Annotated in this window: 22 protein-coding genes; 2 read left to right on the top strand and 20 right to left on the bottom strand. The window is 71.5% G+C overall.

The features are described from left to right. The first annotated feature begins 381 nt into the window (after positions 1-381). Entirely contained in the window at positions 382-936 is a 555-nt protein-coding gene (locus tag WDW90_RS13150; RefSeq protein ID WP_336487834.1) for a GcrA family cell cycle regulator, read from the top strand. A 141-nt stretch (positions 937-1,077) separates the two neighbouring features. On the opposite strand, the gene phoB is transcribed toward WDW90_RS13150, so the two are convergent. From phoB to pstS, 6 genes are all read right to left on the bottom strand, one after another. Further along, a complete protein-coding gene (gene phoB / locus WDW90_RS13145; protein WP_336487833.1) occupies positions 1,078-1,779 on the bottom strand; it encodes a phosphate regulon transcriptional regulator PhoB in 702 nt (233 codons plus the stop codon). Positions 1,780-1,802: 23 nt separating this feature from the next. Continuing rightward, a complete protein-coding gene (gene phoU, locus WDW90_RS13140) occupies positions 1,803-2,519 on the bottom strand; it encodes a phosphate signaling complex protein PhoU (protein WP_336487832.1) in 717 nt (238 codons plus the stop codon). A gap of 67 nt (positions 2,520-2,586) precedes the next feature. Then, positions 2,587-3,405 (bottom strand): phosphate ABC transporter ATP-binding protein PstB, encoded by an 819-nt coding sequence (gene pstB, locus WDW90_RS13135; protein WP_336487831.1) that lies wholly within the window; start codon positions 3,403-3,405, stop codon positions 2,587-2,589. A 44-nt stretch (positions 3,406-3,449) separates the two neighbouring features. Then, the gene (gene pstA, locus WDW90_RS13130) at positions 3,450-4,340 is read right to left on the bottom strand and encodes a phosphate ABC transporter permease PstA (protein ID WP_336487830.1); all 891 of its coding nucleotides are present in this window, start codon (positions 4,338-4,340) and stop codon (positions 3,450-3,452) included. Between the two features lie 11 nt (positions 4,341-4,351). After that, positions 4,352-5,329: a phosphate ABC transporter permease subunit PstC gene (pstC, locus tag WDW90_RS13125; protein ID WP_336487829.1), complete on the bottom strand. Its 978-nt coding sequence runs from the start codon at positions 5,327-5,329 to the stop codon at positions 4,352-4,354. Between the two features lie 180 nt (positions 5,330-5,509). Then, positions 5,510-6,550: a phosphate ABC transporter substrate-binding protein PstS gene (pstS, locus tag WDW90_RS13120; RefSeq protein ID WP_336487828.1), complete on the bottom strand. Its 1,041-nt coding sequence runs from the start codon at positions 6,548-6,550 to the stop codon at positions 5,510-5,512. A gap of 346 nt (positions 6,551-6,896) precedes the next feature. On the opposite strand from pstS, the gene WDW90_RS13115 reads away from it, so the two are divergent. Continuing rightward, complete coding sequence (locus WDW90_RS13115; RefSeq protein WP_431311032.1) at positions 6,897-7,163, top strand: hypothetical protein; 267 nt, start codon at positions 6,897-6,899, stop codon at positions 7,161-7,163. Between the two features lie 28 nt (positions 7,164-7,191). Here the strand turns inward: WDW90_RS13115 and WDW90_RS13110 are convergent, their stop codons facing one another. The 14 genes from WDW90_RS13110 to WDW90_RS13045 form a co-directional block, all read right to left on the bottom strand. Then, positions 7,192-7,401, bottom strand: coding sequence for a hypothetical protein (locus WDW90_RS13110; RefSeq protein ID WP_336487827.1), 210 nt, complete (start codon positions 7,399-7,401; stop codon positions 7,192-7,194). A gap of 201 nt (positions 7,402-7,602) precedes the next feature. Next, the gene (recN, locus tag WDW90_RS13105; protein ID WP_336487826.1) at positions 7,603-9,276 is read right to left on the bottom strand and encodes a DNA repair protein RecN; all 1,674 of its coding nucleotides are present in this window, start codon (positions 9,274-9,276) and stop codon (positions 7,603-7,605) included. A 140-nt stretch (positions 9,277-9,416) separates the two neighbouring features. After that, the gene (locus tag WDW90_RS13100) at positions 9,417-10,295 is read right to left on the bottom strand and encodes an outer membrane protein assembly factor BamD (RefSeq protein WP_336487825.1); all 879 of its coding nucleotides are present in this window, start codon (positions 10,293-10,295) and stop codon (positions 9,417-9,419) included. A 221-nt stretch (positions 10,296-10,516) separates the two neighbouring features. Beyond that, positions 10,517-11,464, bottom strand: coding sequence for a UDP-3-O-acyl-N-acetylglucosamine deacetylase (gene lpxC, locus WDW90_RS13095; protein ID WP_336487824.1), 948 nt, complete (start codon positions 11,462-11,464; stop codon positions 10,517-10,519). Between the two features lie 404 nt (positions 11,465-11,868). Then, positions 11,869-13,623 carry a cell division protein FtsZ gene (gene ftsZ, locus WDW90_RS13090; protein WP_336487823.1) on the bottom strand — a complete coding sequence of 585 codons (1,755 nt, stop codon included), beginning with the start codon at positions 13,621-13,623 and terminating at the stop codon, positions 11,869-11,871. Positions 13,624-13,727: 104 nt separating this feature from the next. After that, positions 13,728-15,050 (bottom strand): cell division protein FtsA, encoded by a 1,323-nt coding sequence (ftsA, locus tag WDW90_RS13085; RefSeq protein ID WP_336487822.1) that lies wholly within the window; start codon positions 15,048-15,050, stop codon positions 13,728-13,730. Between the two features lie 68 nt (positions 15,051-15,118). Next, positions 15,119-16,060, bottom strand: a complete 942-nt coding sequence (locus WDW90_RS13080; RefSeq protein WP_336487821.1) for a cell division protein FtsQ/DivIB — start codon at positions 16,058-16,060, stop codon at positions 15,119-15,121. Continuing rightward, a complete protein-coding gene (locus tag WDW90_RS13075; protein WP_336487820.1) occupies positions 16,027-16,950 on the bottom strand; it encodes a D-alanine--D-alanine ligase in 924 nt (307 codons plus the stop codon). Before WDW90_RS13075 ends, WDW90_RS13080 begins: the two co-directional genes overlap by 34 nt. A gap of 52 nt (positions 16,951-17,002) precedes the next feature. Then, a complete protein-coding gene (locus tag WDW90_RS13070; RefSeq protein ID WP_336487886.1) occupies positions 17,003-17,209 on the bottom strand; it encodes a type II toxin-antitoxin system HicB family antitoxin in 207 nt (68 codons plus the stop codon). Between the two features lie 194 nt (positions 17,210-17,403). Next, entirely contained in the window at positions 17,404-18,342 is a 939-nt protein-coding gene (murB, locus tag WDW90_RS13065) for a UDP-N-acetylmuramate dehydrogenase (protein WP_336487819.1), read from the bottom strand. Then, positions 18,339-18,581, bottom strand: coding sequence for a hypothetical protein (locus tag WDW90_RS13060; protein ID WP_336487818.1), 243 nt, complete (start codon positions 18,579-18,581; stop codon positions 18,339-18,341). The genes murB and WDW90_RS13060 overlap by 4 nt, the downstream gene beginning before the upstream one ends. A gap of 53 nt (positions 18,582-18,634) precedes the next feature. Then, the gene (gene murC / locus WDW90_RS13055; protein ID WP_336487817.1) at positions 18,635-20,041 is read right to left on the bottom strand and encodes a UDP-N-acetylmuramate--L-alanine ligase; all 1,407 of its coding nucleotides are present in this window, start codon (positions 20,039-20,041) and stop codon (positions 18,635-18,637) included. Positions 20,042-20,092: 51 nt separating this feature from the next. Next, positions 20,093-21,202, bottom strand: a complete 1,110-nt coding sequence (gene murG, locus WDW90_RS13050; RefSeq protein WP_336487816.1) for an undecaprenyldiphospho-muramoylpentapeptide beta-N-acetylglucosaminyltransferase — start codon at positions 21,200-21,202, stop codon at positions 20,093-20,095. After that, the gene (locus tag WDW90_RS13045) at positions 21,199-22,365 is read right to left on the bottom strand and encodes an FtsW/RodA/SpoVE family cell cycle protein (protein ID WP_336487815.1); all 1,167 of its coding nucleotides are present in this window, start codon (positions 22,363-22,365) and stop codon (positions 21,199-21,201) included. Before WDW90_RS13045 ends, murG begins: the two co-directional genes overlap by 4 nt. Positions 22,366-22,379 lie beyond the last annotated feature (14 nt).

Raw genomic sequence — 22,379 nt, 5'->3', positions numbered from 1 at the left:
CGAGCTTGGCCATTCTAGCGTTCCCGGCCGAGCGCGGCAATTGACGCGACGGTGATCGGCTGATGCAAGGCCGCCACAGGCGCCGGCGTCGTGAGCGGCCGGCCGGCGCGGCGCGGCCATTGCCGGTGGAAACCGCGGACGCCCGGCGGCCGAGTCTGATCGTCGACTCTTGCATCGTCCACGAGGCCTCTTGTAGGTTCGGACCGTTGCCGCAGGGAACACGCGCGGCGGCCATCACCAGTGGCGCACACGGACGGATTTCGCACCGGCAGGCTCCGCATGGACGCGGCTCGCACGCGGGCCGCGTTGGGCCTCGTGCGTCCGAACCGCGTCGGGTCCGCCGGGGGGCGGAAGCGGTGATCGCAGCGTTCGGAGGGGGCGATGACGGAAGCGAGCCTGAGCTGGACGGACGAGCGCGTCGACCTTCTGCGCCGCCTGTGGGAAGACGGCCAGAGCGCCAGCAAGATCGCCGCGCAGCTCGGCGGCGTCACCCGCAACGCGGTCATCGGCAAGGTGCACCGGCTGGGTCTCGCCGGCCGGGTCAAGCCGGTGGCCGGCGCCCCCGTGAACGGCCGCAAGCGGCCCCTGCGCGAGGCCGAGGGCGAGATCGAGGCCGCGACCGTGGCCGAGATCGCCGCCGACGCGCCCGAGCCGATCGCGATCGCCTCGCACCGCCCGGCCCCCGATTTCCCGCCGGCCGCGGCGCCGGCCTCGGCCGCCGACCAGGTGCCGCTCGCGGTCTCGGAGCGGGTCACGATCATGGATCTGCGCGAATCGATGTGCCGCTGGCCGATGGGCGACCCGACGACCCCCGAGTTCCGATTCTGCGGCGGCCGCGCCATCACCGGCCTGCCCTATTGCAGCCACCACGCCCAGATCGCCTACCAGCCCGCCGCCGAGCGCAAGCGGGACCGGAGGGTCGCGGGCTTCCGCTGAGGCCGGCCGGCGCCGCGCGCCTCGCCCGCGCGGGAGAATCCGCGGAACGCGGACCGGGCGCGGGATGCGCCCTGTCCGGAAGGACCTCGCCCTGTCCCCCACGGCAGAGGGGACGCGAGCCCGATCCTGTCCGGCCGCGCCCTACTCGACGCCTGAGAACATCTCGTCGAAGGAATAGCCGGAGCCGCGCACGGTGCGGATCGGGTCGGACTGGCGCGGGCGGTTGATCGCCTTGCGCAGGCGCCCGACATGGACGTCGACCGTGCGCTCGTCGATGTAGACGTCGTGGCCCCAGACGCCGTCGAGGAGCTGCTCGCGCGAGAACACCCGGCCCGGGCTCTGCATCAGGAACTCGAGGAGCTTGAACTCGGTGGGGCCGAGATGGATCTCGCGGCCCGAGCGGCGGATCCGGTGGCTCATCCGGTCGAGCTCGATGTCGCCCGCGATCAGGAGGCTGGCCACGTGGGCGGGCTTGGCGCGCCGCAGGAGCGCGCGCACGCGGGCGAGGAGTTCCGGCACCGAGAACGGCTTGACGATGTAGTCGTCCGCGCCCGTGCCGAGGCCGCGGATGCGGTCGCCCTCCTCGCCGCGAGCGGTCAGCATGATGATCGGCAGGCGCTCGGTCTCGCGGCGCGCCCGGATGCGGCGGCACAGCTCGATGCCGGACAGGCCCGGAAGCATCCAGTCGAGCAGGATCAGGTCGGGCAGTTGCTCGTGCAGGCGCAGGTCGGCCTCGTCGCCGCGCACGGCCGAGTCGACGATGTAGCCCTCGGCCTCGAGGTTGTAGCGGAGGAGGAGCGTGAGGGCCTCCTCGTCCTCGACGATCAGGATGCGGGTGCTCATGGTCTCGTCAAAGCCGGATCGCCTCAGGCCCCGGCCCGGGGCGCGATCGTGGCGTAGTTCGAGGCGTCGTCCTTCGGGCGGTCGGTCAGGGTCACGCCGGTGACGAGATAGTGGATCGTCTCGGCGATGTTGGTGGTGTGGTCGCCGATCCGCTCGACGTTCTTGGCGCAGAACAGGAGGTGCGTGCAGAACGAGATGTTGCGCGGGTCCTCCATCATGTAGGTCAGGAGCTCGCGGAACAGGGAGTTGTAGAGGGCGTCGATGGCGCCGTCGCGCTGCCAGACGTCGTGGGCGGCCTTGGTGTCGCGGGCCCCGTAGGCGTCGAGCACGTCCTTGAGCTGCTCCTGCACGAGGTCGCTCATGTGCTGGACGCCGAGCACGATCTTCTGCGGCTGGGCCTGATCGCTGATCGCCACGACGCGCTTGGCGATGTTCTTGGCGAGGTCCCCGATGCGCTCGAGGTCGCCCGAGACGCGGATCGCCGAGATCGTCTCGCGCAGGTCGATGGCGAGCGGCTGGCGGCGGGCGATGAGGAGCACGGCGCGCTCCTCGATCTCGCGCTGGAGCACGTCGAGGCGCTTGTCGGCCGCGATGACGTTCTGGGCGAGTGCGGTGTCGCGGCGCACGAGGGCGACGCTCGCATCCGCCATCATCTTCTCGGCGACGCCCCCCATCTCGGCGATCGAGCGGCGCAGGTCCTCGAGGTCGGTGTCGTAGGAGGTGACGATGTGCTCGGACATGGTCTGGCGTCCTCGATCGGCCCGCCGGGCGGGACCGCGGTGAGGGAGGGATGCGCCCGCGGGCGGCTCAGCCGAAGCGGCCGGTGATGTAGTCCTGCGTCTGCCGCTTCTCGGGATTCATGAAGATCCGGGTGGTGGGCCCGAACTCGACGAGCTCGCCGAGATACATGAAGGCCGTGAACTGCGAGATGCGGGCGGCCTGCTGCATGTTGTGGGTCACGATCGCGATCGTGAACTCGTCGCGCAGCTGCTCGATCAGCTCCTCGATGCGCCCCGTCGAGATCGGGTCCAGCGCCGAGGTCGGCTCGTCGAACAGGATCACCTCCGGGCGCTGGGCGACCGTCCGGGCGATGCAGAGGCGCTGCTGCTGGCCGCCCGAGAGGCCCATGCCGGACTGCCGGAGCTTGTCCTTGACCTCGTCCCAGAGCGCGGCCTTGCGCAGGGATTCCTCGACGCGCACGTCGAGTTCGGCCTTCGGCAGGCGCTCGTAGAGGCGGAGCCCGAAGGCGACGTTGTCGTAGATCGACATCGGGAAGGGCGTCGGCTTCTGGAACACCATGCCGACCCGGGCGCGCAGCTCGTTGAGGTCGACCTTGGGGTCGAGCACGTTCTGGCCGTCGAGCAGGATCTGCCCTTCGGCGCGCTGCTCGGGGTAGAGGCTGTAGATGCGGTTGAAGGTGCGCAGCAGCGTCGACTTCCCGCAGCCCGAGGGGCCGATCAGGGCCGTCACCTGCCGGTCGTGGAAGTTGAGGTTGATGCCCTTCAGCCCGTGGAAGGTCCCGTAATAGAAGTCGAGGTCCTTCACCGCGATGCGCACGGGCGCGCGCTCGTCGGCCTTATTGCGGCCGTTGGCCTGGGCGGCGGTGATCGCGGGGGCGACGCTCATCGGGGTGTCCTTCGCGAGGATGTCGCTGGGCGGTCGGGCGCGGCTCAGCGCGCCCGCTGTGGCTTGATGACGAGGCGGGCGAGGATCGACAGGCCGAGGATCGTCACCGTGATCAGGAGGGCGCCGGCCCAGGCCAGACCCTGCCAGTTCGGGTAGGGCGAGAGCGCGAACTGGTAGATCATCACCGGCAGGTTCGCGACGCCGCCCATCAGGTCGCGGCTGAACCAGGAATTGTTGTTGAGCGCCGTGAACAGTAGCGGCGCGGTCTCGCCGGCGATGCGGGCGAGCGCCAGGATGATGCCCGTGACGATGCCCGCCGAGGCGGCGCGCCAGGTCACGCTCATGATCACCCGGGAGGGGGGCGCACCGAGCGCCGCGCCGGCCTCGCGCAGGGAGCCCGGCACGAGCCGCAGCATGTCCTCGGTGGTGCGCACGATCACGGGCGTCGCGATGATGGCGAGCGCCACGCCGCCGGCCCAGCCCGAATAGGTGCCCATCGGCCGCACCATCAGGGTGTAGACGAACAGACCGATCAGGATCGATGGCGCCGAGAGCAGGATGTCGTTGAGGAAGCGGATCAGGTCGGCGAGCTTCGAGGCCCGGCCGTACTCGGCGAGGTAGGTGCCGGCCATGACGCCGACCGGCGTCGCCACCACGATGCCGATCAGGGTCAGCACGAGGCTGCCCAGGATCGCGTTGGCGATGCCCCCGCCCTCCGAGCCCGGGCCCGGCGTCGGCTGCGTGAGCAGGCTGGGCGAGAGGCCCTTCAGCCCCTCGATGATCAGCATCAGGAGGATCGATCCGAGCACGATGGCGCCCAGCACCGTCGCGGCGAGGCAGGAGAAGCGCAGCACCCGGTCGGCGACGCGCCGGCTCGGGCGCACCCGGTTCGCCGGCGCCGCGCGGGTCTGGCCGAGGGGGTTGGTGACGTCCATCGCGAGGATCCTCAGGCGACCTTGACGCGGCGCACGAGCAGCCGCGCGATGACGAGGACGAAGAAGGTGATCACGAACAGGATGCAGCCGAGCGCCATCAGGGCGTTGAGCTGCAGGCCGTCCGCCTCGTTGAACTCGTTGGCGATGCGCGAGGCGATGGTCGAGCCCGGATCGAAGATCGAGGCCGAGAGCCGGTTGGCGTTGCCGACCACGAAGGTGACCGCCATGGTCTCGCCGAGCGCGCGGCCGAGCCCCAGCATGATGGCGCCGATGATCGCCACCGAGGCCTGCGGCACGAGGACGTGGCGCACCACCTCCCAGGTGGTGCAGCCGATGCCGAAGGCGCTCTCGCGCAGCACCGTCGGGATCTGGTCGAGCATGTCGCGGGTGATCGAGGCCACGAAGGGCACGATCATGATGGCCAGGATGATGCCGGCCGTGAGCACGCCGACGCCCGAGGGCACGCGGGCGTAGAGCAGCGTGCCGACCACCGGCAGGCCCTCGACGAGGTTCGAGACCGGAACCTGCACGAAGCGGGCGAAGAGCGGCGCGAAGATGAACAGGCCCCACATGCCGTAGATGATGCTCGGCACGGCCGCCAGGAGCTCGATCGTCATCGCGACGGGCTTGCGCGCCCAGCCGGGGCAGAGCTGCGTCAGGTAGACGGCGATGCCGAGCGAGAGCGGCACCCCGATCAGGAGGGCGAGGAACGCGGAGGCCAGCGTCCCGATGATCGCCACCAGCGCGCCGTACTGCTCGGTGCCGACGTTCCAGGCGCTCGATGTGACGAAGCCGAAGCCGAACTCGCGGAAGGCCGGCCAGCCGCCCCAGGCGATCGAGCCGAGGATGCCGGCGAGCATCAGGAGCACGAGCAGGGCCGAGCCGTAGGCGGCCCCGCGGAACAGGCGGTCGAAGCCCCGGCCGGGGGCCCGGCGGACACGCGTCGCATCGGTGCGCGCCAGCGTGATCTGTTCGGTCAAGGAGGCCATCCGCAATTCTCGTCGGTTCGAGGCGTTTAGCGCGCGGCGGTGCCGGAAGCGAGCGGGGCGCCGGTCACCTCTCCCGCGCGGGAGAGGTCGGGTCCGCGGAACCGGTCCGGGCGGGAGAGGGCCCCCACCGGACCGGACAGGCGAAACCGGCGCCCGGAGTGCGGGCGCCGGCTGCCGGCCTCACATGTTGAAGACGGGCTTTCCGTCCTTGCCCTTCACCTGCTTCCACTCCTCGTGGATCAGGCCCACCACGTTGTCGGGCAGCGGCACGTAGTCGAGTTCGGAGGCGAGCGTGTCGCCGTTCTTGTAGGCCCAGTCGAAGAACTTGAGCACCTCGGCGGACTTGGCCGCGTCGGCCGCGTCCTTGTGGACGAGGATGAAGGTCGCGGCCGTGATCGGCCAGGCATCGTCGCCGGGCTGGTTGGTCAGCGAGATGCCGAAGCCCGGCGCCGCCTTCCAGTCGGCGCTGGCGGCCGCGGCCTGGAACGCCTTGTCGTCCGGCTGCGGGTACTTGCCGGCCTTGTTCTGGATCAGCGCGTAGCTGAGCTTGTTCTGCTTGGCGTAGGCCGACTCGACGTAGCCGATCGCGTTCGGGACCTGCTTGACGGTGGCGGTCACGCCCTCGTTGCCCTTGCCGCCCTGGCCGGCCGGCCAGGAGATCGTGGTGGCGGCGCCGAATTCCTTCTTCCAGGTCTCGGAGACCTGCGACAGGTAGGTGGTGAAGATGTTGGTCGTGCCCGAGGCGTCGGAGCGGTAGACCGGCGTGATCGTCGCGTCGGGCAGCTTCACGCCCTGGTTGGGCGCGGCGATCTTCGGATCCGACCACTTGGTGATCTTGCCGGCGTAGATGTCGGCGACGAGCTCGCCCGTCAGCTTGAGCTGGCCCGGGGTGAGGCCCGCGATGTTCACCACGGTGACGACGCCGCCCATCACGGTCGGGAACTGGACGAGGCCGTCCTTCTCGAGCGCCGGGCCCTTGAGGGGCGCGTCGGTGGCGCCGAAATCGACGGTCTTGGCCTGGATCTGCTTGATGCCGCCGCCGGAGCCGATCGACTGGTAATTGAGGCCGGTGCCGGTATCCTTGCGGTAGGCTTCCGCCCATTTCGAGTAGACCGGGAACGGGAAGGTGGCGCCGGCGCCGGTGATGTCGGCGGCGAGCGCCGGGAAGGCGAGCTGCGCCGTCGCGAGGCCGATGGCGAGCGCGTAGGTCAAGGGTTTCACGTGCGTCTCCGTTTGCTGTCGGGCGCTGTCCCGGACGGGTCGTCCCTCGTCCGGCCTGCAGCCTGCGCGGCCGGCCGGGAACCCGGTCGCCGCGAGCGATAGCCGCCCGACGATGCCGCCTCTATGACAGCGGCATGACACTGCGATGACAGCGCCGGCCCCACCCGGCGGCATCCGCATTCCGACACGGGGTCATCCGCAGTTCCCCACGGGGTCCCGCCCGCGGGCTCGCGGCGGGCTCCGGCGGAAGCGGTGCGGACGCCATGGCACGGTTTCGCCGCCTCGCGCGTTCCTGGCATGCATCGGAAGTTCCGCGGCGCCGCGCGCCGCGGGGATCGGACAGGACATGATGCGGACCGAGAGCAGCGAAGCGCCCGCCCCGCCGGCCGGCGAGACGAGTGCCGAGGAGACGGCTTACCTGGCCCTGCATGCCGAGCGGGAGGAGCTCGAGCGGAACCTGGCGCTCGCGCAGGCCCGCCAGCGCTTCGGTGCGGATCTGGACGCGGCGGCGGCGCGCGTCGACGAGGAGGCGATGCTGCGCCAGCTCGACCGCGTCCTGACGCTGATCCGGGCGGCGGAGTACAAGCGCCGGCCCGGCGCGCGGCGCTGGTAGGCGTCCCGCAGCCCTCGGGCGGGGCGGCTCAGCGTGCGCGGCTGCGCTCGCGCTCCTTGTGGCGCAGGCGCAGCAGCAGATCGACCTGCGTATCCGGGATCGGCTGCGTGTCCACGCTGCCTTCGTAGACCGAGCGCAGCGCCAGGCCCAGGCGTTGGCGGGTGTCGAAGCTGAGGACGGGCGCCGGGCCGCCCTGCCCGGGCGAAGCCGCGTCGCGATTGCCGGCCGTCTGCTCCATCGTCTCCCCCCTTGAGACTGATCCCGTGCCCGCGCGAATCACGCCGGCCGTCCGGTCGAATCACTCTCTGACGGGATGGTTAACGAAGTTTTACCGTCGCGCGTCGGCCGAGCCTCGCGTGCGCCCGCGGACGGAACGCGGCCGCTCGCTCGCGCGGGCCGCCCGATGCGCTCTGCGCCTCGATCGAGGCGTCAGAGCCTGTCAGACCGCGGCGCCCTGCAGGAGGCGCGCGGCGGCGGCGCGGGCCTCGTCGGTGACGGTGGCACCGGCGAGCATCCGGGCGATCTCCTCGCGGCGCGCCTCGACCGGCAGCGAGGCCACCCGGGTCGCGACCCGGTCGCTGCCCTTCACGGGATCCTTGGCGATCAGGAAGTGGGTCTCGGCCCGTGCCGCCACCTGCGGCGCGTGGGTGACGGCGACCACCTGCACGGTCCCGGCGAGGCGGGCGAGGCGGGCCCCGATCGCGTCCGCCACGGCGCCGCCGACGCCGGTATCGATCTCGTCGAAGATCAGGGTCGGGGCCGAGCCCTTGTCGGCGAGCACCACCTTGAGGGCGAGCATGAAGCGCGAGAGTTCGCCGCCGGAGGCCACCTTCATCATCGGCCCGGGCCGCGTGCCCGGATTCGTCTGCGCCCAGAACTCGACGCGGTCGATGCCCGCCCCGTCGCGCGAGTCGGGATCCGTGGCGATCTCGGTGATGAAGCGGGCGCGCTCGAGCTTGAGCGGCGGCAGCTCGGCCTTCACGGCCGAGTCGAGCGCCTTGGCGGCGCGCTTGCGGCCCTCGCTGAGCTTGGCCGCCGCCTTGGCGTAGGCGGCCTCGGCCCTGTCGAGATCCTGCTCGAGGCCGCCGAGCGCCTCCTCGCCGGCCTCGATCGCGGCGACGTCGGCCCCGTAGCGCTCGCGCAGGGCGGCGAGCTCGTCGGCCGGCACGTCGTACTTGCGGGAGGCGGCGCGCAGGGCGAACAGGCGCTCCTCCACCCGCTCCAGCTCGCGCGGATCGAACTCGGTCTCGGCCACCGCCGCCTCGAGGACGGCGCGCGCCTCGTCGAGGGCGACGAGCGCCGCGTCCAGGGCGGCGATGCAGGGCTCGACGAGGGCCGGCAGCTGGCTCGATCGCCGCTCCAGCTTGCGCATCGCCGAGGCGAGATGGGCGCTGCCGGAATTCGGGCCGCCGACCGCCTCCAGGGCGTCGTTCAGCTCGCGGGCGACCTTCTCGCTCTGCTGCATGACCGTGCGGCGCTCGGCCAGCGCCGCCTCCTCGCCGGCCCGCGGGTCGAGGGTGGCGAGCTCGTCGACGGCGTGGCGCAGGAAGTCGGATTCCTTGCGCGCCGCCTCGACCCGGGCCCGCTGCTCGGAGAGCGCCGCGCGCGCGCCGCGCACGCGCTTGCCGGCCTCCGCCACCGCCGCGAGCGGCGCCTGCAGCCCGCCGAACGCGTCGAGAATCGCGCGGTGCGTCGTCGGGTCGGCGAGCGCCCGGTCGTCGTGCTGGCCGTGGATCTCCACGAGGGCGGCGCCGATGGCGCGCAGCACCTGCACGCCCACCGGCTGGTCGTTGACGAAGGCGCGGGTGCGCCCGTCCGCCATCTGGGTCCGGCGCAGGATCAGGTCGCCCTCGGTGTCGATCTCGGATTCGGCCGCGATCAGGCGCGCCGGGTGGTCGAGGGGGGCGTCGAAGACGGCGGTGACGCTGCCCTGGCTCTCGCCGTGGCGCACGAGCCGCCCGTCTCCGCGCCCGCCGAGTGCGAGCGCGAAGGCATCGAGCAGGATCGACTTGCCCGCGCCCGTCTCCCCGGTCAGGACGCTCAGCCCCTCGCGGAAGTTCAGCTCAAGCTTGTCGATCAGAACGATGTCGCGGATCGCAAGCTGCACGAGCATGCCGCGTCGGAAGCCCCTTCGAACTGGATCGCCGTCATGTAAGGGGAAGTCGCCCGGACTTCATCCCCAAAATACGTCGCGGGCGCGGCCGGCCGGCCGCGCCCGCGATCGAAGTCCCCGCGGGGGTCCTCCCCCGGTTCCTACTGCGCCGAGGCGGTGCGGCCGGTGAGCGACGAGAAGGCGCGGCTCAGCCAGGAGGTCTTCTCCTCGCGCGGCTCCAGGCCGCCGTTCTGCAGGAGGGCGTGCGCGTCCTTGTACCAGGGCGAGTCGGGGAAGTTGTGCCCGAGCACGGCCGCGGCGTTCTGCGCCTCCTGGGTGATGCCGAGCGCCATGTAGGCCTCGACGAGGCGCTCCAGCGCCTCCTCGGTGTGGCGGGTCGTCTGGTACTTGCTGATCACGTCCCGGAAGCGGTTGATCGCGGCCGGGAAGTTGCGGCGCTCCAGGTAGAAGCGGCCGACCTCCATCTCCTTGCCGGCGAGCTGGTCGCGGGTGATCTGGATCTTCGACTTGGCGTCCGCGGCGTATTCCGAGGTCGGGTAGCGCTGGACGAGTTCCTGCAGGGCGACGAGGGCCTTCTCGGAACGGTCCTGGTCGCGGGTCACGTCCGGGATCTGCTTATACTGGGACATGGCCATCAGGTACTGGGCGTAGGCCGCGTCCTTGCTCGCCGGATGGCGCTGCAGGTAGCGCTTCGAGGCATTGATGGCGTCGTCGTACTTCTGGCCCTCGTAATTCGCGTAAGCCGTCATCAGCAGCGCCTTCCGGGACCAGTCGGAATAGGCGTACTGCTTGTCGAGATCGCCGAACTTCTTGGTGGCGCCCTCGTAGTCGCTGTCCTCCATCTTGGCCAAGCCCTCGCTGTAGAGCTTGTCCGCGGGGACGTCCGGGACGACCTCGGGCTTGTACTTCTCGGCGAAGGGATTGATCGAGTCGAGGGCGTCGCAGCCGCCGAGACCGAGGCTCAGCGCCGACAGGATCAGGGCCGCCAGCGCAGAGCGGTTCGGAGAGGTGACAGGCATTTGCGGTTCATTCCCCAACAGGCACGGCTCTGTCTGCGCAGAGGCTTGCGCCGTCAAGCCATCACGGATGTCGCGTCGAGCGGGCATCCTGCCACGGCGGACCGGCCGGGGTCCCTGCGGCCGCGCCGCTCTTCACAGACGATTCACCGTGGCGCCGAAATCGGGCGTGAAAACGGCGGGCGCGGGCTCAGCGCGATCGGCGGCCCGGTGTGCTCTGACGGTTACAGGTCGCCCGCGAAGGCCGCGATCCCGAGGCCGACGCCGAACTCGGCGAGCGCGCTCTCGCGGCGGGTCCCCTGGGCCTCGACGATCGCGTAGTTGGCGCGGTCCGAGAAGAGGGCGGTGAGGACGCCGACATTCATCCGGTGGCCGCCGCAATAGGAGCGGTAGGCACCCTGGAGGGGCAGGCCGGCGAGCGCGAGGTCGCCGACCGCGTCGAGGAACTTGTGGCGGACGAACTCGTCCGCGAAGCGCAGACCCTCGGGATTGACCACCGCGCTCTCGCCGACCGCGACCGTGTTCTCGAGGGAGGCGCCGAGCGCGAAGCCGGCTTTCCAGTAGCGCTCCACGTCCTTCATCATGCCGAAGGTGCGGGCGCCCGCGATCTCGCGGCGGTAGGAGGCGGCGGTGAGGTCCATGGCCTTGCGGCTGCGGCCGATCACCGGGCTCTCGAAATCGATCTCGACGTCGAGGCGGAAGCCCCGGTCGATCGGGCGGAGCTCGGCGAAGGCCCGGCCCACCTCGATGCGGACGTGGCGCAGCACCTTGACCCAGCGCCGGGGCGCCCCGCAGGCGGTGATGCCGACCGCGTCGATGGCCTTGACGAAGGGGAGCGCGCTGCCGTCGAGGATGGGCATCTCGGGCCCGTCGATCTCCACGAGGGCGTTGTCGACGCCCAGTCCGTAGAGGGCGGACATCAGGTGCTCGATGGTGGCGACCGCGCCGGTCGCGACGTCGCCGATGACGGTGCAGAGCTCGGTGGCGGAGACGCAGGCGTGGTGGGCCTTGATGAGCCGGTCGTTGCCGCTCGGCATGCCGGTGCGCAGGAAACTGATGCCGTGGTTGGCTGGAGCGGGGCGAAGGACGATCTCGGCGGGGTTTCCGGAATGGACACCGATGCCGCGGAGCGTGGCCGGACCCTTGAGGGTGGTTTGTTGGTTCGTTCGCATTCCTTAGCCCTCGGCCGCGATCAGGCAGCACACCGCGCGTGGCGACGTGCCGGCCTTTTGAGATCCGTCCGCTGCTTGAAGCCCCTGCGCGCGCTGACGGCGAAACCGCCGCGCTTTCTCGTTCCGAGGTTTTCTATAGCGGGGGTCAAAAGCCCGGCCAAATCACGGATTCTTACGCTGTGTTACAGTCACGCTTTCGCGCAGCGATTCCGAAAGCGCTTTTTGCTCAATGTTTTAACAACATGTTAAACCCGGCTCCTCGCGGCGCCGGGTCTGTTGCGGAAAAGCCTCAGCGGGTCGGCCGGACGCGCGGCCGGAGGCCTCCTTAGACGGGACGCCGCCGGCCGGGAAAGGGCCTCCGGCGAGGGTCTGCCCCGCGAACGGGTCCGCGGGGCAGTCTCGGCTCAGTTCGCCTGGCGGCGCAGGAAGGCCGGGATCTCGAGCTGGTCGTCGTCCATCATCCGCGGCTGCGGGGCGACGCGCCCCTGCGGGTCGAGGCCGCCCTGCGCCGGGCGGTAGCCCTGCGGCGCCGGCGGGGCCGGGGCGCGCACCGGGGCGGCGGGGGCCGGCGGCAGCGCGTGCTGGGGCGCCCGCACCGGCGCCGGGGCGGGAGCCGGCTCGGCCTCCTCGCGGCGGCCGCCGAAGCCGACCGTGGCGAGGCGGCGCAGCAGGGTCATGCGCTTCGAGTCGGCCGGGGCCTCGGCCGGCTCCTCGCCGCGGCTGGCGCGGATCTGGGCCTGCCCGATCGGGGGCAGCTCGTGGATCTGCGGCATGCGCGGCGCCCGGGCGAGCGGGGCGGCGGCCGGCGCCGCGGCCCGCGGCGGCAGGAAGGGACCGGCGTTGAGGGCCGGGCCCGCCTCGGGCTGCGGGGCCGGCGGGGCGGCGTAGGGCATCGCCACGCGCGGCTGCGACTGGGTCAGGACGACGTCGTCGCGCACGACCGGCGCCTCGACGCGCATCTCGGGCGCCATCGCCTCGGCCAGGGCGGGGCGGGCCGGCAGGCCCTGGCCCGCCGACGCCGCGTGGGCGTGAGCCTGGGCGTGAGCCTGCAGGGCGGCGGGCGTCGGCGGCGCGGCCGGGGCGGGCTGGGCGGCGCGCGCCCTCGCCTCGGCCCGCAGGCGCTCGGCCACTTCCGCGATGCGCTGCTCGGTCTGGACGATCTCGGGGTTGTTCGGCGAGACCGCCGAGATCAGCGCGGGCTCGATGCCGGTGGCGACGACCGAGACCCGGATGATGCCGTCGAGGCTCTCGTCGAATGTGGCGCCCAGGATGATGTTGGCGTCCGAATCGACCTCCTCGCGGATGCGGGTGGCCGCCTCGTCGAGCTCGTACAGGGTGAGGTCGTTGCCGCCCGTGATCGAGATCAGCAGGCCGCGCGCGCCCTTCATCGAGACGTCGTCGAGGAGCGGGTTGGCGATCGCGGCCTCCGCGGCGCGGTTGGCGCGCTTCTCTCCGCTCGCCTCGCCGGTGCCCATCATGGCCTTGCCCATGCCGCGCATGATCGCGCGGACATCCGCGAAGTCGAGGTTGATCAGGCCTTCCTTGACCATCAGGTCGGTGATGCAGGCGACGCCCGAGTAGAGCACCTGGTCGGCCATCGCGAAGGCGTCCGCGAAGGTGGTCTTCTCGTTGGCGACCCGGAACAGGTTCTGGTTCGGGATGACGATGAGGGTGTCGACGGCCGCCTGCAGCTCCTGGATGCCGGCCTCGGCCGTGCGCATCCGGCGCAGGCCCTCGAACTGGAACGGCTTCGTGACGACGCCGACCGTGAGGATGCCCATGTCGCGCGCGGCCCGCGCGATGACCGGCGCCGCGCCGGTGCCGGTGCCGCCGCCCATGCCGGCGGTGATGAAGCACATATGGGCGCCCGAGAGCTGGTCGCGGATCTCGTCGATCACCTCGTCCGCCGCGGCCGAGCCGACCTCGGGGTGCGAGCCCGCGCCGAGCCCCTGCGTCACGCCGAGGCCCATCTGGATGACGCGCTCGGCCTTCGACGAGGTCAGCGCCTGCGCGTCGGTGTTGGCCACCACGAACTCGCAGCCGAGGAGCCCCGACTCGATCATGTTGTTGACGGCGTTGCCGCCGGCTCCGCCGACACCGAAGACGGTGATGCGGGGCTTGAGTTCCCGGATGTCCGGCGCCTGGAGAGAAATGGCCATGGTGTCGAGCCTCTCGTGACTTTCCCGATTTCAAGATGGCGTCCGAAACCGGCGCCGATGCGTTCGAGGTCCCGCGGCCGCCTCGGGCCGCCGCGGTCAACCGTCTAGAAACTCTCGCGAATCCAGCGTCCGACGCGCGAGAAGTAGCCGTCCGTTCCCGTGCCCGCGAAGGCGCCTGCCCCGCGCGGCTCGAAATGCTCCGCATGCGCCACCTGCGGGTAGACCAGCAGGCCGACCGCGGCCGAGAAGGCCGGGCCCTTGGCGGCCTCGGGCAGCCCGCGGATGCCCAGCGGCCGCCCGATCCGGACCTGTCCCTGCATCACCCGGCGGGTGACCTCGGGCAGGCCGACGAGCTGGCTGGCGCCGCCCGTGAGCACCACGCGGCGCCCGGCCTGGGCGGCGAAGCCCGCGTTGCGCAGGCGGTCGCGCACCAGCTCGATCACCTCCTCGACGCGCGGGCGGATGATCCGCACGAGTTGCGAGCGCGGCACGTGGGTGGGCGCGTCGGCCTCGTCCTCGCCGACGCCGTGGACGGCGATCATGTCCCGCTCGTCGGAGGCCGTGGCGATGGCCGAGCCGTAGAGCGTCTTCAGGCGCTCGGCGGCCGCGACCCGGGTCGAGAGGCCGCGGGCGATGTCCATGGTGACGTGGTGGCCGCCGACCGCGACCGCGTCGACATGGACGAGGTGGCCGCCCGAGAACACGCCGACGCTGGTGGTGCCGCCGCCCATGTCGACGACGGCCACGCCCATCTCGGCCTCGTCGTCGACCAGCGCCGAGAGGCCGGCGGCGTAGGGGGTGGCGATCACCGCCTCGACGCCGAGATGGCAATGCTCCACCGCGAGCATCAGGTTGCGGGCGGCCGCGGCCTCGCTGGTGACGACGTGCAGGTCGACGCCGAGGGCGTCGCCGATCATCCCCGAGGGGTCGATCACGGCGCCCTGGCCGTCGAGGGCGTAGCCCGTCGGCAGGGCATGGAGCACGGCGCGGCCGGGGCTGACCCCGTGGGCGCTCGCGGTCTCGAGCACGCGCTCCACGTCGGCGCCCGTGACGGTGCCGGTGCGCACGTTCACGCGCGCCTCGAAATGCTGGGAGGCGAGGCGCCCGCCCGACATGTTGACGATGACCGACTGGACCTCGACCTTGGCCATCCGCTCGGCGGCGTGGACCGCCTGCCGGATGGCGCCCTCGGCGGCCTCGAGGTCGACGATGGCGCCGCCCTTCAGGCCGAGCGAGCGCTGGTGGCCGATGCCGATGATGCGGGCGAGGTGGGTGCGCCCGCGCAGCGTCGAGAGCGCCTCGGCCGGCTGCAGCTCGGCGATGAGGCAGACGACCTTGCTGGTGCCGATGTCGAGGACCGACAGCGTCGTGCTCCGGCGGGCGGAGAGCGGCTTCAGTCGCGGCGTGAGGCCGTGGTGGCTGTGCATCGGACGCTACCGGGCAACGGATCTGGAGACGAGGGGATGCGGGCGGAGGAGGGGGCGGGGCCGGCGGGTCATGTCGCCGTTCCCTTCTTCGTCTTCTTCTGGGCCTCGGCGCGCGCGGCGGCGGCCTCTTCGGTCAGGCGCACCACCACGCGATCGGGCATGCGCAGGTCGACCGCGATGATGTCCTTCTCGAGGACCCGGGATTCCCGCTCGATCCGCACGAGGCGGGCGAGCGCCTCGGCGGGGTTCGTCTCCGGCAGGCGGATGTCGACGCCGTCGAGCTTCAGCGTCCAGCGCCGGCCCGAGACGTAGGTGCCCGCCCGGATGCGCTCGCCGAGGGTGCCGGCGGCCGCGATCAGCCCGAGATACTCGCCGAGCCGGGCGTTGGCCTCGTCGCCGACGACGAGCGGCAGGCTCGCGTAGCGGTCGTCGCGCATCGTGTCGATGACGGTGCCGTCGGCCGCGATGACGCTGATCTCGCCGTTCTTCTGCCAGAGGGCGGCGGGCTCGCGCTCGACCTGGCTGATGGCGATCTCGTTCGGGTAGAGCTTGCGTACGGAGGCGCTGGCGATCAGCGGCACCTTGATCAGGCGCTCGCGCACCTCGTTCACGTCGAGGAAGGGCACGGAGGAGCGCCAGTCGATGCCGGCGGCGGCCAGCACCTCGCGCTCGTACATCCGCGAGATGCCCGAGATGGTGACGCGCTCGACGCCGAAGCCGGCGACCCGGGCGAGGATGTCGAGGGGACGGCCCTGCTCGGCCACGAAGGCGTCGTAGCGGCCGCTCGCCACGAAGCCGGCCAGCGCGAGGGCCGCGAAGGAGGTCGAGACCCCCAGGATGCCGACATGGGCGGGCAGGCGCTCGGCCAGCGGCAGGGCCGGCCGGAAGCGGCGCGGGCCGCCGCGCCGGAGGAGGCGGGGCAGCCGGGCCAGAAGGCCCGCGAGCGGGCCCTCGCCGCCGGAATATCCGGCGGGGCTCAGCGGCCCAAGGTTGCGTCCTCCACCATCCATTGGACGAGCTCACCGAAACTCAAGCCAGCATGGGCTGCGATCTCCGGCACAAGGCTCGTCTGGGTCATGCCGGGTTGCGTGTTGACCTCCAGCACGACGAGGGCACCGGTTCCGCCCGGTGTGTCGTCGTAACGGAGGTCTGCACGGCTGACGCCCCGGCAGCCCAGTGCTTGATGCGCCGTTAACGACAACTCTTGGACACGCTGGTAAACATTTGGTTTAATTTCTGCCGGCAACACGTGAATGGACCCGCCGGCGGCGTACTTCGCGTCGTAGTCGTACCACTCCCCCGAGGCCGGCTTGATCTCGATGACGCCGAGGGCCCGGTCCCCCATCACCGCGCAGGTCAGCTCGCGGCCCGGAACGTAAGTCTCCACAAGGACTTCCTCGCCGAACGCCCAGTCCTCGCGGGCGAGTTCCTGGGGCGGGTGCGAGCGCCCCTCGCGCACGATGATGACCCCCACCGAGGAGCCCTCCGCGATCGGTTTGACGACGTACGGAGGCGTTAACGGGTGTGCCCTGGCGGCATCACGACGGTTAACGACGCAACCCTCCGGGACGCTCACGCCGGCCGCCTTCATGACCGTTTTGGCACGCTCCTTGTGCATGGCGAGCGCCGAGGCGAGCACGCCCGAATGCGTGTAGGGAATCTTCAGGATCTCGAGCAGGCCCTGGATGGTGCCGTCCTCGCCCGCCGGGCCGTGCAGCGCGTTGAAAGCGAGGTCGGGCCGAAGCGCGGTCAGCACGGTCGCGACGTCGGGGCCGACATCGACAGGGGTGACGCGGTAGCCCCGTCCCTCGAGGGCGCGGGCGCAGGCCGTGCCGGAGCGCAGCGACACCTCGCGCTCGGAGGACCATCCGCCCATCAGGACGGCGACGTGCTTGGACATGGGCGGGCTCGCGGGTTTCCGAGGATGATCGTGCGGGTTTTTGCAGGGACGCTCAGGCGTCGACGTATTCCGCGAGGCTCGTCGGCTCGGGGACCGGCTCGCCATCCGCCCGCAATCCCTCGATGTGGAAGCGGATCGCGTCCCGGATCTCGCGCTCGACGGCCTCGACGCTCGGCGCCGTGGCGATGCAGCCCGGCAGATCGGGTACGTAGGCCGAGACGTTCGATCCCGCCTGCTCGATGACGATTGCGTAGCGCATCATGCGTCCTTCTTGAGACCGGCCTGCTTGGTGATGCTCCCGCGCGTAGCGCAGCCGGTCGCCCGGGCGGACGCCCAGGCGCTCGCGCAGCTCGGCCGGCAGCACGGTCCGGCTCTCCGCCGAGACCTTCGAGTCGGCGGTCCTCACGGAGCGGCCCTTCACGGCATCGTCTCCCAACTGGCTCGTCCGACGACTTACCGGCCTGCCTCCGGTGCGTCGATCCCGATCCGCCTGATCTCCCAGTGCAGCTCGATCCCGGAGGTCTCGCGCACGCGCCGGCGCACCGCCTCGCCGAGCCCCTCGATGTCGGCGGCGGTCGCGCCGCCCCGGTTGATCAGGAAGTTGCAGTGCATCTCCGAGACCTGGGCGCCGCCCCGGGTCAGCCCGCGGCAGCCGGCGGCGTCGATGAGCTGCCAGGCCTTGCCGCCGTCCGGGTTCCTGAAGGTCGAGCCGCCGGTGCGCTCGCGGATCGGCTGGGCGGCCTCGCGGGCGGCGGTGACACGCTCCATCTCGGCCTCGATCGCGGCGCGGTCGCCGGGCCGGCCCCGGAACAGGGCGCTCGTGAAGATCACGTCATCGGGCGCCGAGCAATGGCGGTAGGCGAAGCCCATCTCGGCATGGGTGAAGCTGCGCGAGGCGCCCCGCCGGTCGATGCCGCGGGCCTCGACGAGGACGTCCGTGGTCTCGCCGCCATGGGCGCCCGCGTTCATGCGCAGCGCACCCCCGACCGAGCCCGGGATCCCGCGGAAGAAGGCGAGCCCGTCGAGCCCGGCCTCGGCCGCCGCCCTGGCGAGCCGCATGTCCGGCACCGCCGTGCCGGCGCGCAGGCTCTCGCCGTCGACCTCGACGCCGCCGAAGGCTCTTCCGCCGAGCCGGACCACCACGCCCGGCACGCCGCCGTCACGCACAATCAGGTTCGAGCCGAGGCCGATTACCGTCACGGGGATGCTCGCGTCGAGGGCGGCGAGGAGCCCCGCGAGATCCTCCTCGTCGGCCGGCGTGAACAGCACCTGCGCCGGCCCGCCGACGCGGAACCAGGTGAGGTCGGCGAGCGGCTGGTTGGACAGGAGGCGGCCGCGCAGATGCGGGGCGCGGGCGCGGATCTGCGGGACAAGATCGGGAAAGTCGGTCATGCAGGTTCTCCCCCTCTCCCCGCCTGCGGGAAGAGGGCTTTGCCGACCTCGTCGTCGGCGAAGCGAGGCGGCAGCCGAGGGTGAAGGGGCGTTGCAGGGGGCGCATCCGTCGAGGCCCCCTCCCCGCCCTGCGCGCTCGCCGCGCCGACGACGAGGTCGACGCGGCCCTCTCCCCGCGCGCGGGGAGAGGGGGGAAGCGCGGCCATGGTCGTCTCCAGGACGGAATCGATGTTGGTCATGACCTCGCCGTTCCAGAAGCGGCGGAATGCCGTCCGCTCGGGATCCGGTGCCCTCACCGCGTCAGGCCCGCGAGCTCTCCCGGCAGCGCGTAGGCCCATTGCGTGATGTTGCCGGCGCCCAGGCACACCACGTAGTCGCTGGGCTTGGCCAGCCCCGCGACGAGGCCGGCGAGGTCCTCGGGGCGCTCGAGCGCCACCGCGTCCCGGTGGCCGCGGGACTTGAGGCCCGCCACCAGGCCGTCGCGGTCGATCCCCTCGATCGGCTGCTCGCCCGCCGCGTAGACGGGGGCGACGATCACCGTGTCGGCGTCGTTGAAGCAGGTGCAGAAATCGTCGAACAGCGATTGCAGGCGGCTGTAGCGGTGGGGCTGCACGATGGCGACGACGCTGCCCTCGGTCGAGGCGCGGGCGGCCTTCAGCACCGCCTTGATCTCTACCGGATGGTGCGCGTAATCGTCGAAGATCTGGGCGCCGTTCCACTCGCCCGTGCGGGTGAAGCGGCGCTTGACGCCGCCGAACCCGGCGAGCGCCCGGCGGATGGCCTCGGGCGAGACGCCGAGCTCGTGCGCGACGGCGAGCGCGGCGGTCGCGTTCAGCGCGTTGTGCTTGCCGGGCATCGGCAGGACGAGGTCCTCCATCTCCAGGCGGAAGCCGGGGCGGCGGTCGCGGATCATCACCCGGAAGCGGCTCTGGCCGCCGCGCAGGTCCACGTCGATGAGGCGCACGTCCGCCTGCGGGTTCTCGCCGTAGGTGATGATGCGCCGGTCCTCGATATGGCCGACGAGGTCCTGCACGATCGGGTGATCGATGCACATCACGGCGAAGCCGTAGAACGGGATGTTGTCGATGAAGCGCCGGAAGGCGTCCTTGACCGCGTCGAACGAGCCGAAATGGTCGAGGTGCTCCGGGTCGATGTTCGTGACGATCGCGACGTCGGCGGGCAGCTTCAGGAAGGTGCCGTCCGATTCGTCGGCCTCCACCACCATCCACTCGCCCTCGCCCATGCGGGCGTTGGTGCCGTAGGCGTTGATGATGCCGCCGTTGATCACGGTCGGGTCGAGGTTGCCGGCATCGAGCAGCGTCGCCACGAGCGAGGTCGTCGTCGTCTTGCCGTGGGTGCCGGCGATCGCCACGCAGGACTTGAAGCGCATCAGCTCGGCCAGCATCTCGGCGCGCCGCACCACGGGCAGGCGCCGCTCGCGGGCCGCGGCGAGCTCGGGATTGTCGCGCCGGATCGCGGTCGAGACCACGACGAGGGCCGCCTCCTCGACGTTGGCGGCGTCGTGGCCCACGAAGGTGCGCATGCCCTTCCCGGCGAGGCGCCGCACGTTGGCGTTGTCGGAGGCGTCCGAGCCCTGGACCGTATACCCGAGGTTGTGCATCACCTCGGCGATGCCGGACATGCCGATTCCGCCGATGCCGATGAAGTGGATGGGGCCGAGCTGGTCGGGCAATTTCATGGCTTGTTCCGTTTGATCTCGGGATGCACGCCGCCCGCGCGTCGCCGGACGTCAGACGCCGGCCGCCGTCGCGATGACGACCTCGGCGAGCCGCTCGGCGGCGTCGTGTATGCCCGCGCTTTTGGCCGCTGCCGCCGCCCGGGTCAATTTTTCGGGGTTTCCGAAGAGATCGACCAGCTCGGCCGTGAGCCGGTCGGGGGTGAAGCTCGTCTGCGGCAGGCTCAGCGCCGCGCCGATGCCCGAGAGCGTCGCGGCGTTGGCCGCCTGGTCCTGATCGAGCGCGCCCGGCAGCGGCACCAGGATCGCGGGCCGGCCGATCGCGGCGAGCTCCGAGACGGTCGAGGCGCCCGAGCGCGAGACCACGAGGTGGCTCCGGGCCATGCGGCCCGGCAGGTCGCGGAAGAAGGGAGCCGCCTCGACGCCGCGCAGGCCCATGGCGAGGTAGTCGTTCTGGACCGCCGTCAGGTCCTCGGGCCGCGCCTGCTGCACGAGGTTGAGACGCCCCCGGAGATCCGCGGGCAGCCCGGCGATCGCGCTCGGCACGACCTCGCCCATCACCCGCGCGCCCTGGCTGCCGCCGAAGACGAGGAGATGCAGGTCGTCCTCGGGACCGAGCGGCGGATAGGGCGTCCGGGCGGCCTCGATCACCGCCGGGCGCAGCGGATTGCCGGTGTGGATGCGCGGCGCCCGCGCCTTCGCGGGCACGCCCCGCACCTCAGCGAAGCCCGTGCAGATCGTGCGGGCGCCGCGGGCCAGGAAGGCGTTGGCGCGGCCCATCACGGCATTCTGCTCGTGCAGGAGAGTCGGCACCCGCAGGATCTGGCCGGCGAGCACCGGCGGCACGGTCGGGTAGCCGCCGAAGCCCACGATCGCGGCCGGGTTGATGCGCCGGATCGCGCGCGCCGCCGCGCCGAAGCCCCGCCCCAGGGTCAGGACGGCGCCCGCCCGCCTGACAAGGGAACGGCCGGAGGGCGTCGCGGAGGCGATCGTCACGATCTCGGAGGCCGGGAACTCGGCCGCGATCGAATCGACGCGCGCGTCGGTCGCGAGCGCCACCCTCACACCGCGGGCACGCAGCGCGTGGGCGAGGCTCTCGGCCGGGAAGAGGTGCCCCCCGGTGCCGCCGGCGCAGAGGAGGATCGTCGCCTGCAGCACGCTCACCGCATCACCCCGGCGACGGTGGCGGGCGCGGTGCCCGGCGGCTTCTGGCTCAGCATGGTCACGCGGGGGCGCTTGCGGGTCAGCGCGACGAGGAAGCCCATGCCGAGCGCGAGCGAGATCAGGGAGGAGCCGCCGTAGGAGACGAAGGGGAGCGTCATGCCCTTGGCCGGCATGAGCTGGGTGTTCACCGCCATGTTGATGCAGGCCTGGAGACCGAACAGGGTGGTGAGGCCGGTGATCGCGAGGCGCGAGAAGGTGTCGTCGGTGCGCCGCGCGAGCTTGAGGCCGCGCATCACGATGTAGGCGAACAGGGCCACGAGGCACAGGCAGACGATGACGCCGAACTCCTCGCCGGTGACGGAGAAGATGAAGTCCGTATGGGCGTCGGGCAGGTGGCGCTTGGCCACACCCTCGCCCGGGCCGGTGCCGAACCAGCTGCCCGAGCGGAAGGATTCGCGCGACCAGAATTCCTGGAAGCTGTCGCCCGAATCACGGTCAAGGAAGCGCGTGATGCGCTCGCGCACGTGGTGCAGGAACGTGTAGGCGGCGAACACCCCGACGAGGCCGGCCGCCCCCAGACCCGCCACCCAGAACCAGTGCAGGCCGGCCACGAAGAACAGCGCGCACCAGACGATGGTGATCAGCATGGTCTGGCCGAAATCGGGCTGCAGGATCAGCGGTACGATGGTGACTGGCAGGAGCAGGATCGCCAGGAAGCCGCCCGGCATGTCGCGCCGCTGCGCGCCCTCCGAGAAGGCCCAGGCGGCTACCACCACGAAGGCGGGCTTCACGAATTCGGAGGGCTGCAGGCCGAATGAGCCGAACTGGATCCAGCGATGCGCGCCCTTGATCTCGGGGCCGAACCGGCCGGCCAGGATGCAGAGCGCCACGCCGACGAGCCAGGTGCCGAGCGCGAGCCGCCGGATATGGCGCAGCGACAGGAACGAGACGGCCACGATCAGCAGGATCGTCGGCGCGAGATACATCGCCTGCCGGTTGAGGAAATAGAAGGTCGGCAGGCCGATGCGCTCGGCCACCGGCGGGCCACCGCCCATCAGGAAGACGAGGCCCGCCACCATCAGGGCGCCGAGCGCCGCGAGCAGGCCGCGATCGACCGTCCACCACCAATCCGTGAGGGGCGTGCGTTCCGCGCGGGACATCATGGGACTACGCGTGC

This window comes from Methylobacterium nigriterrae, assembly GCF_037106235.1.
GTDB lineage: Bacteria > Pseudomonadota > Alphaproteobacteria > Rhizobiales > Beijerinckiaceae > Methylobacterium > Methylobacterium nigriterrae.
This window is presented reverse-complemented; position numbering and strand designations above follow the sequence as displayed.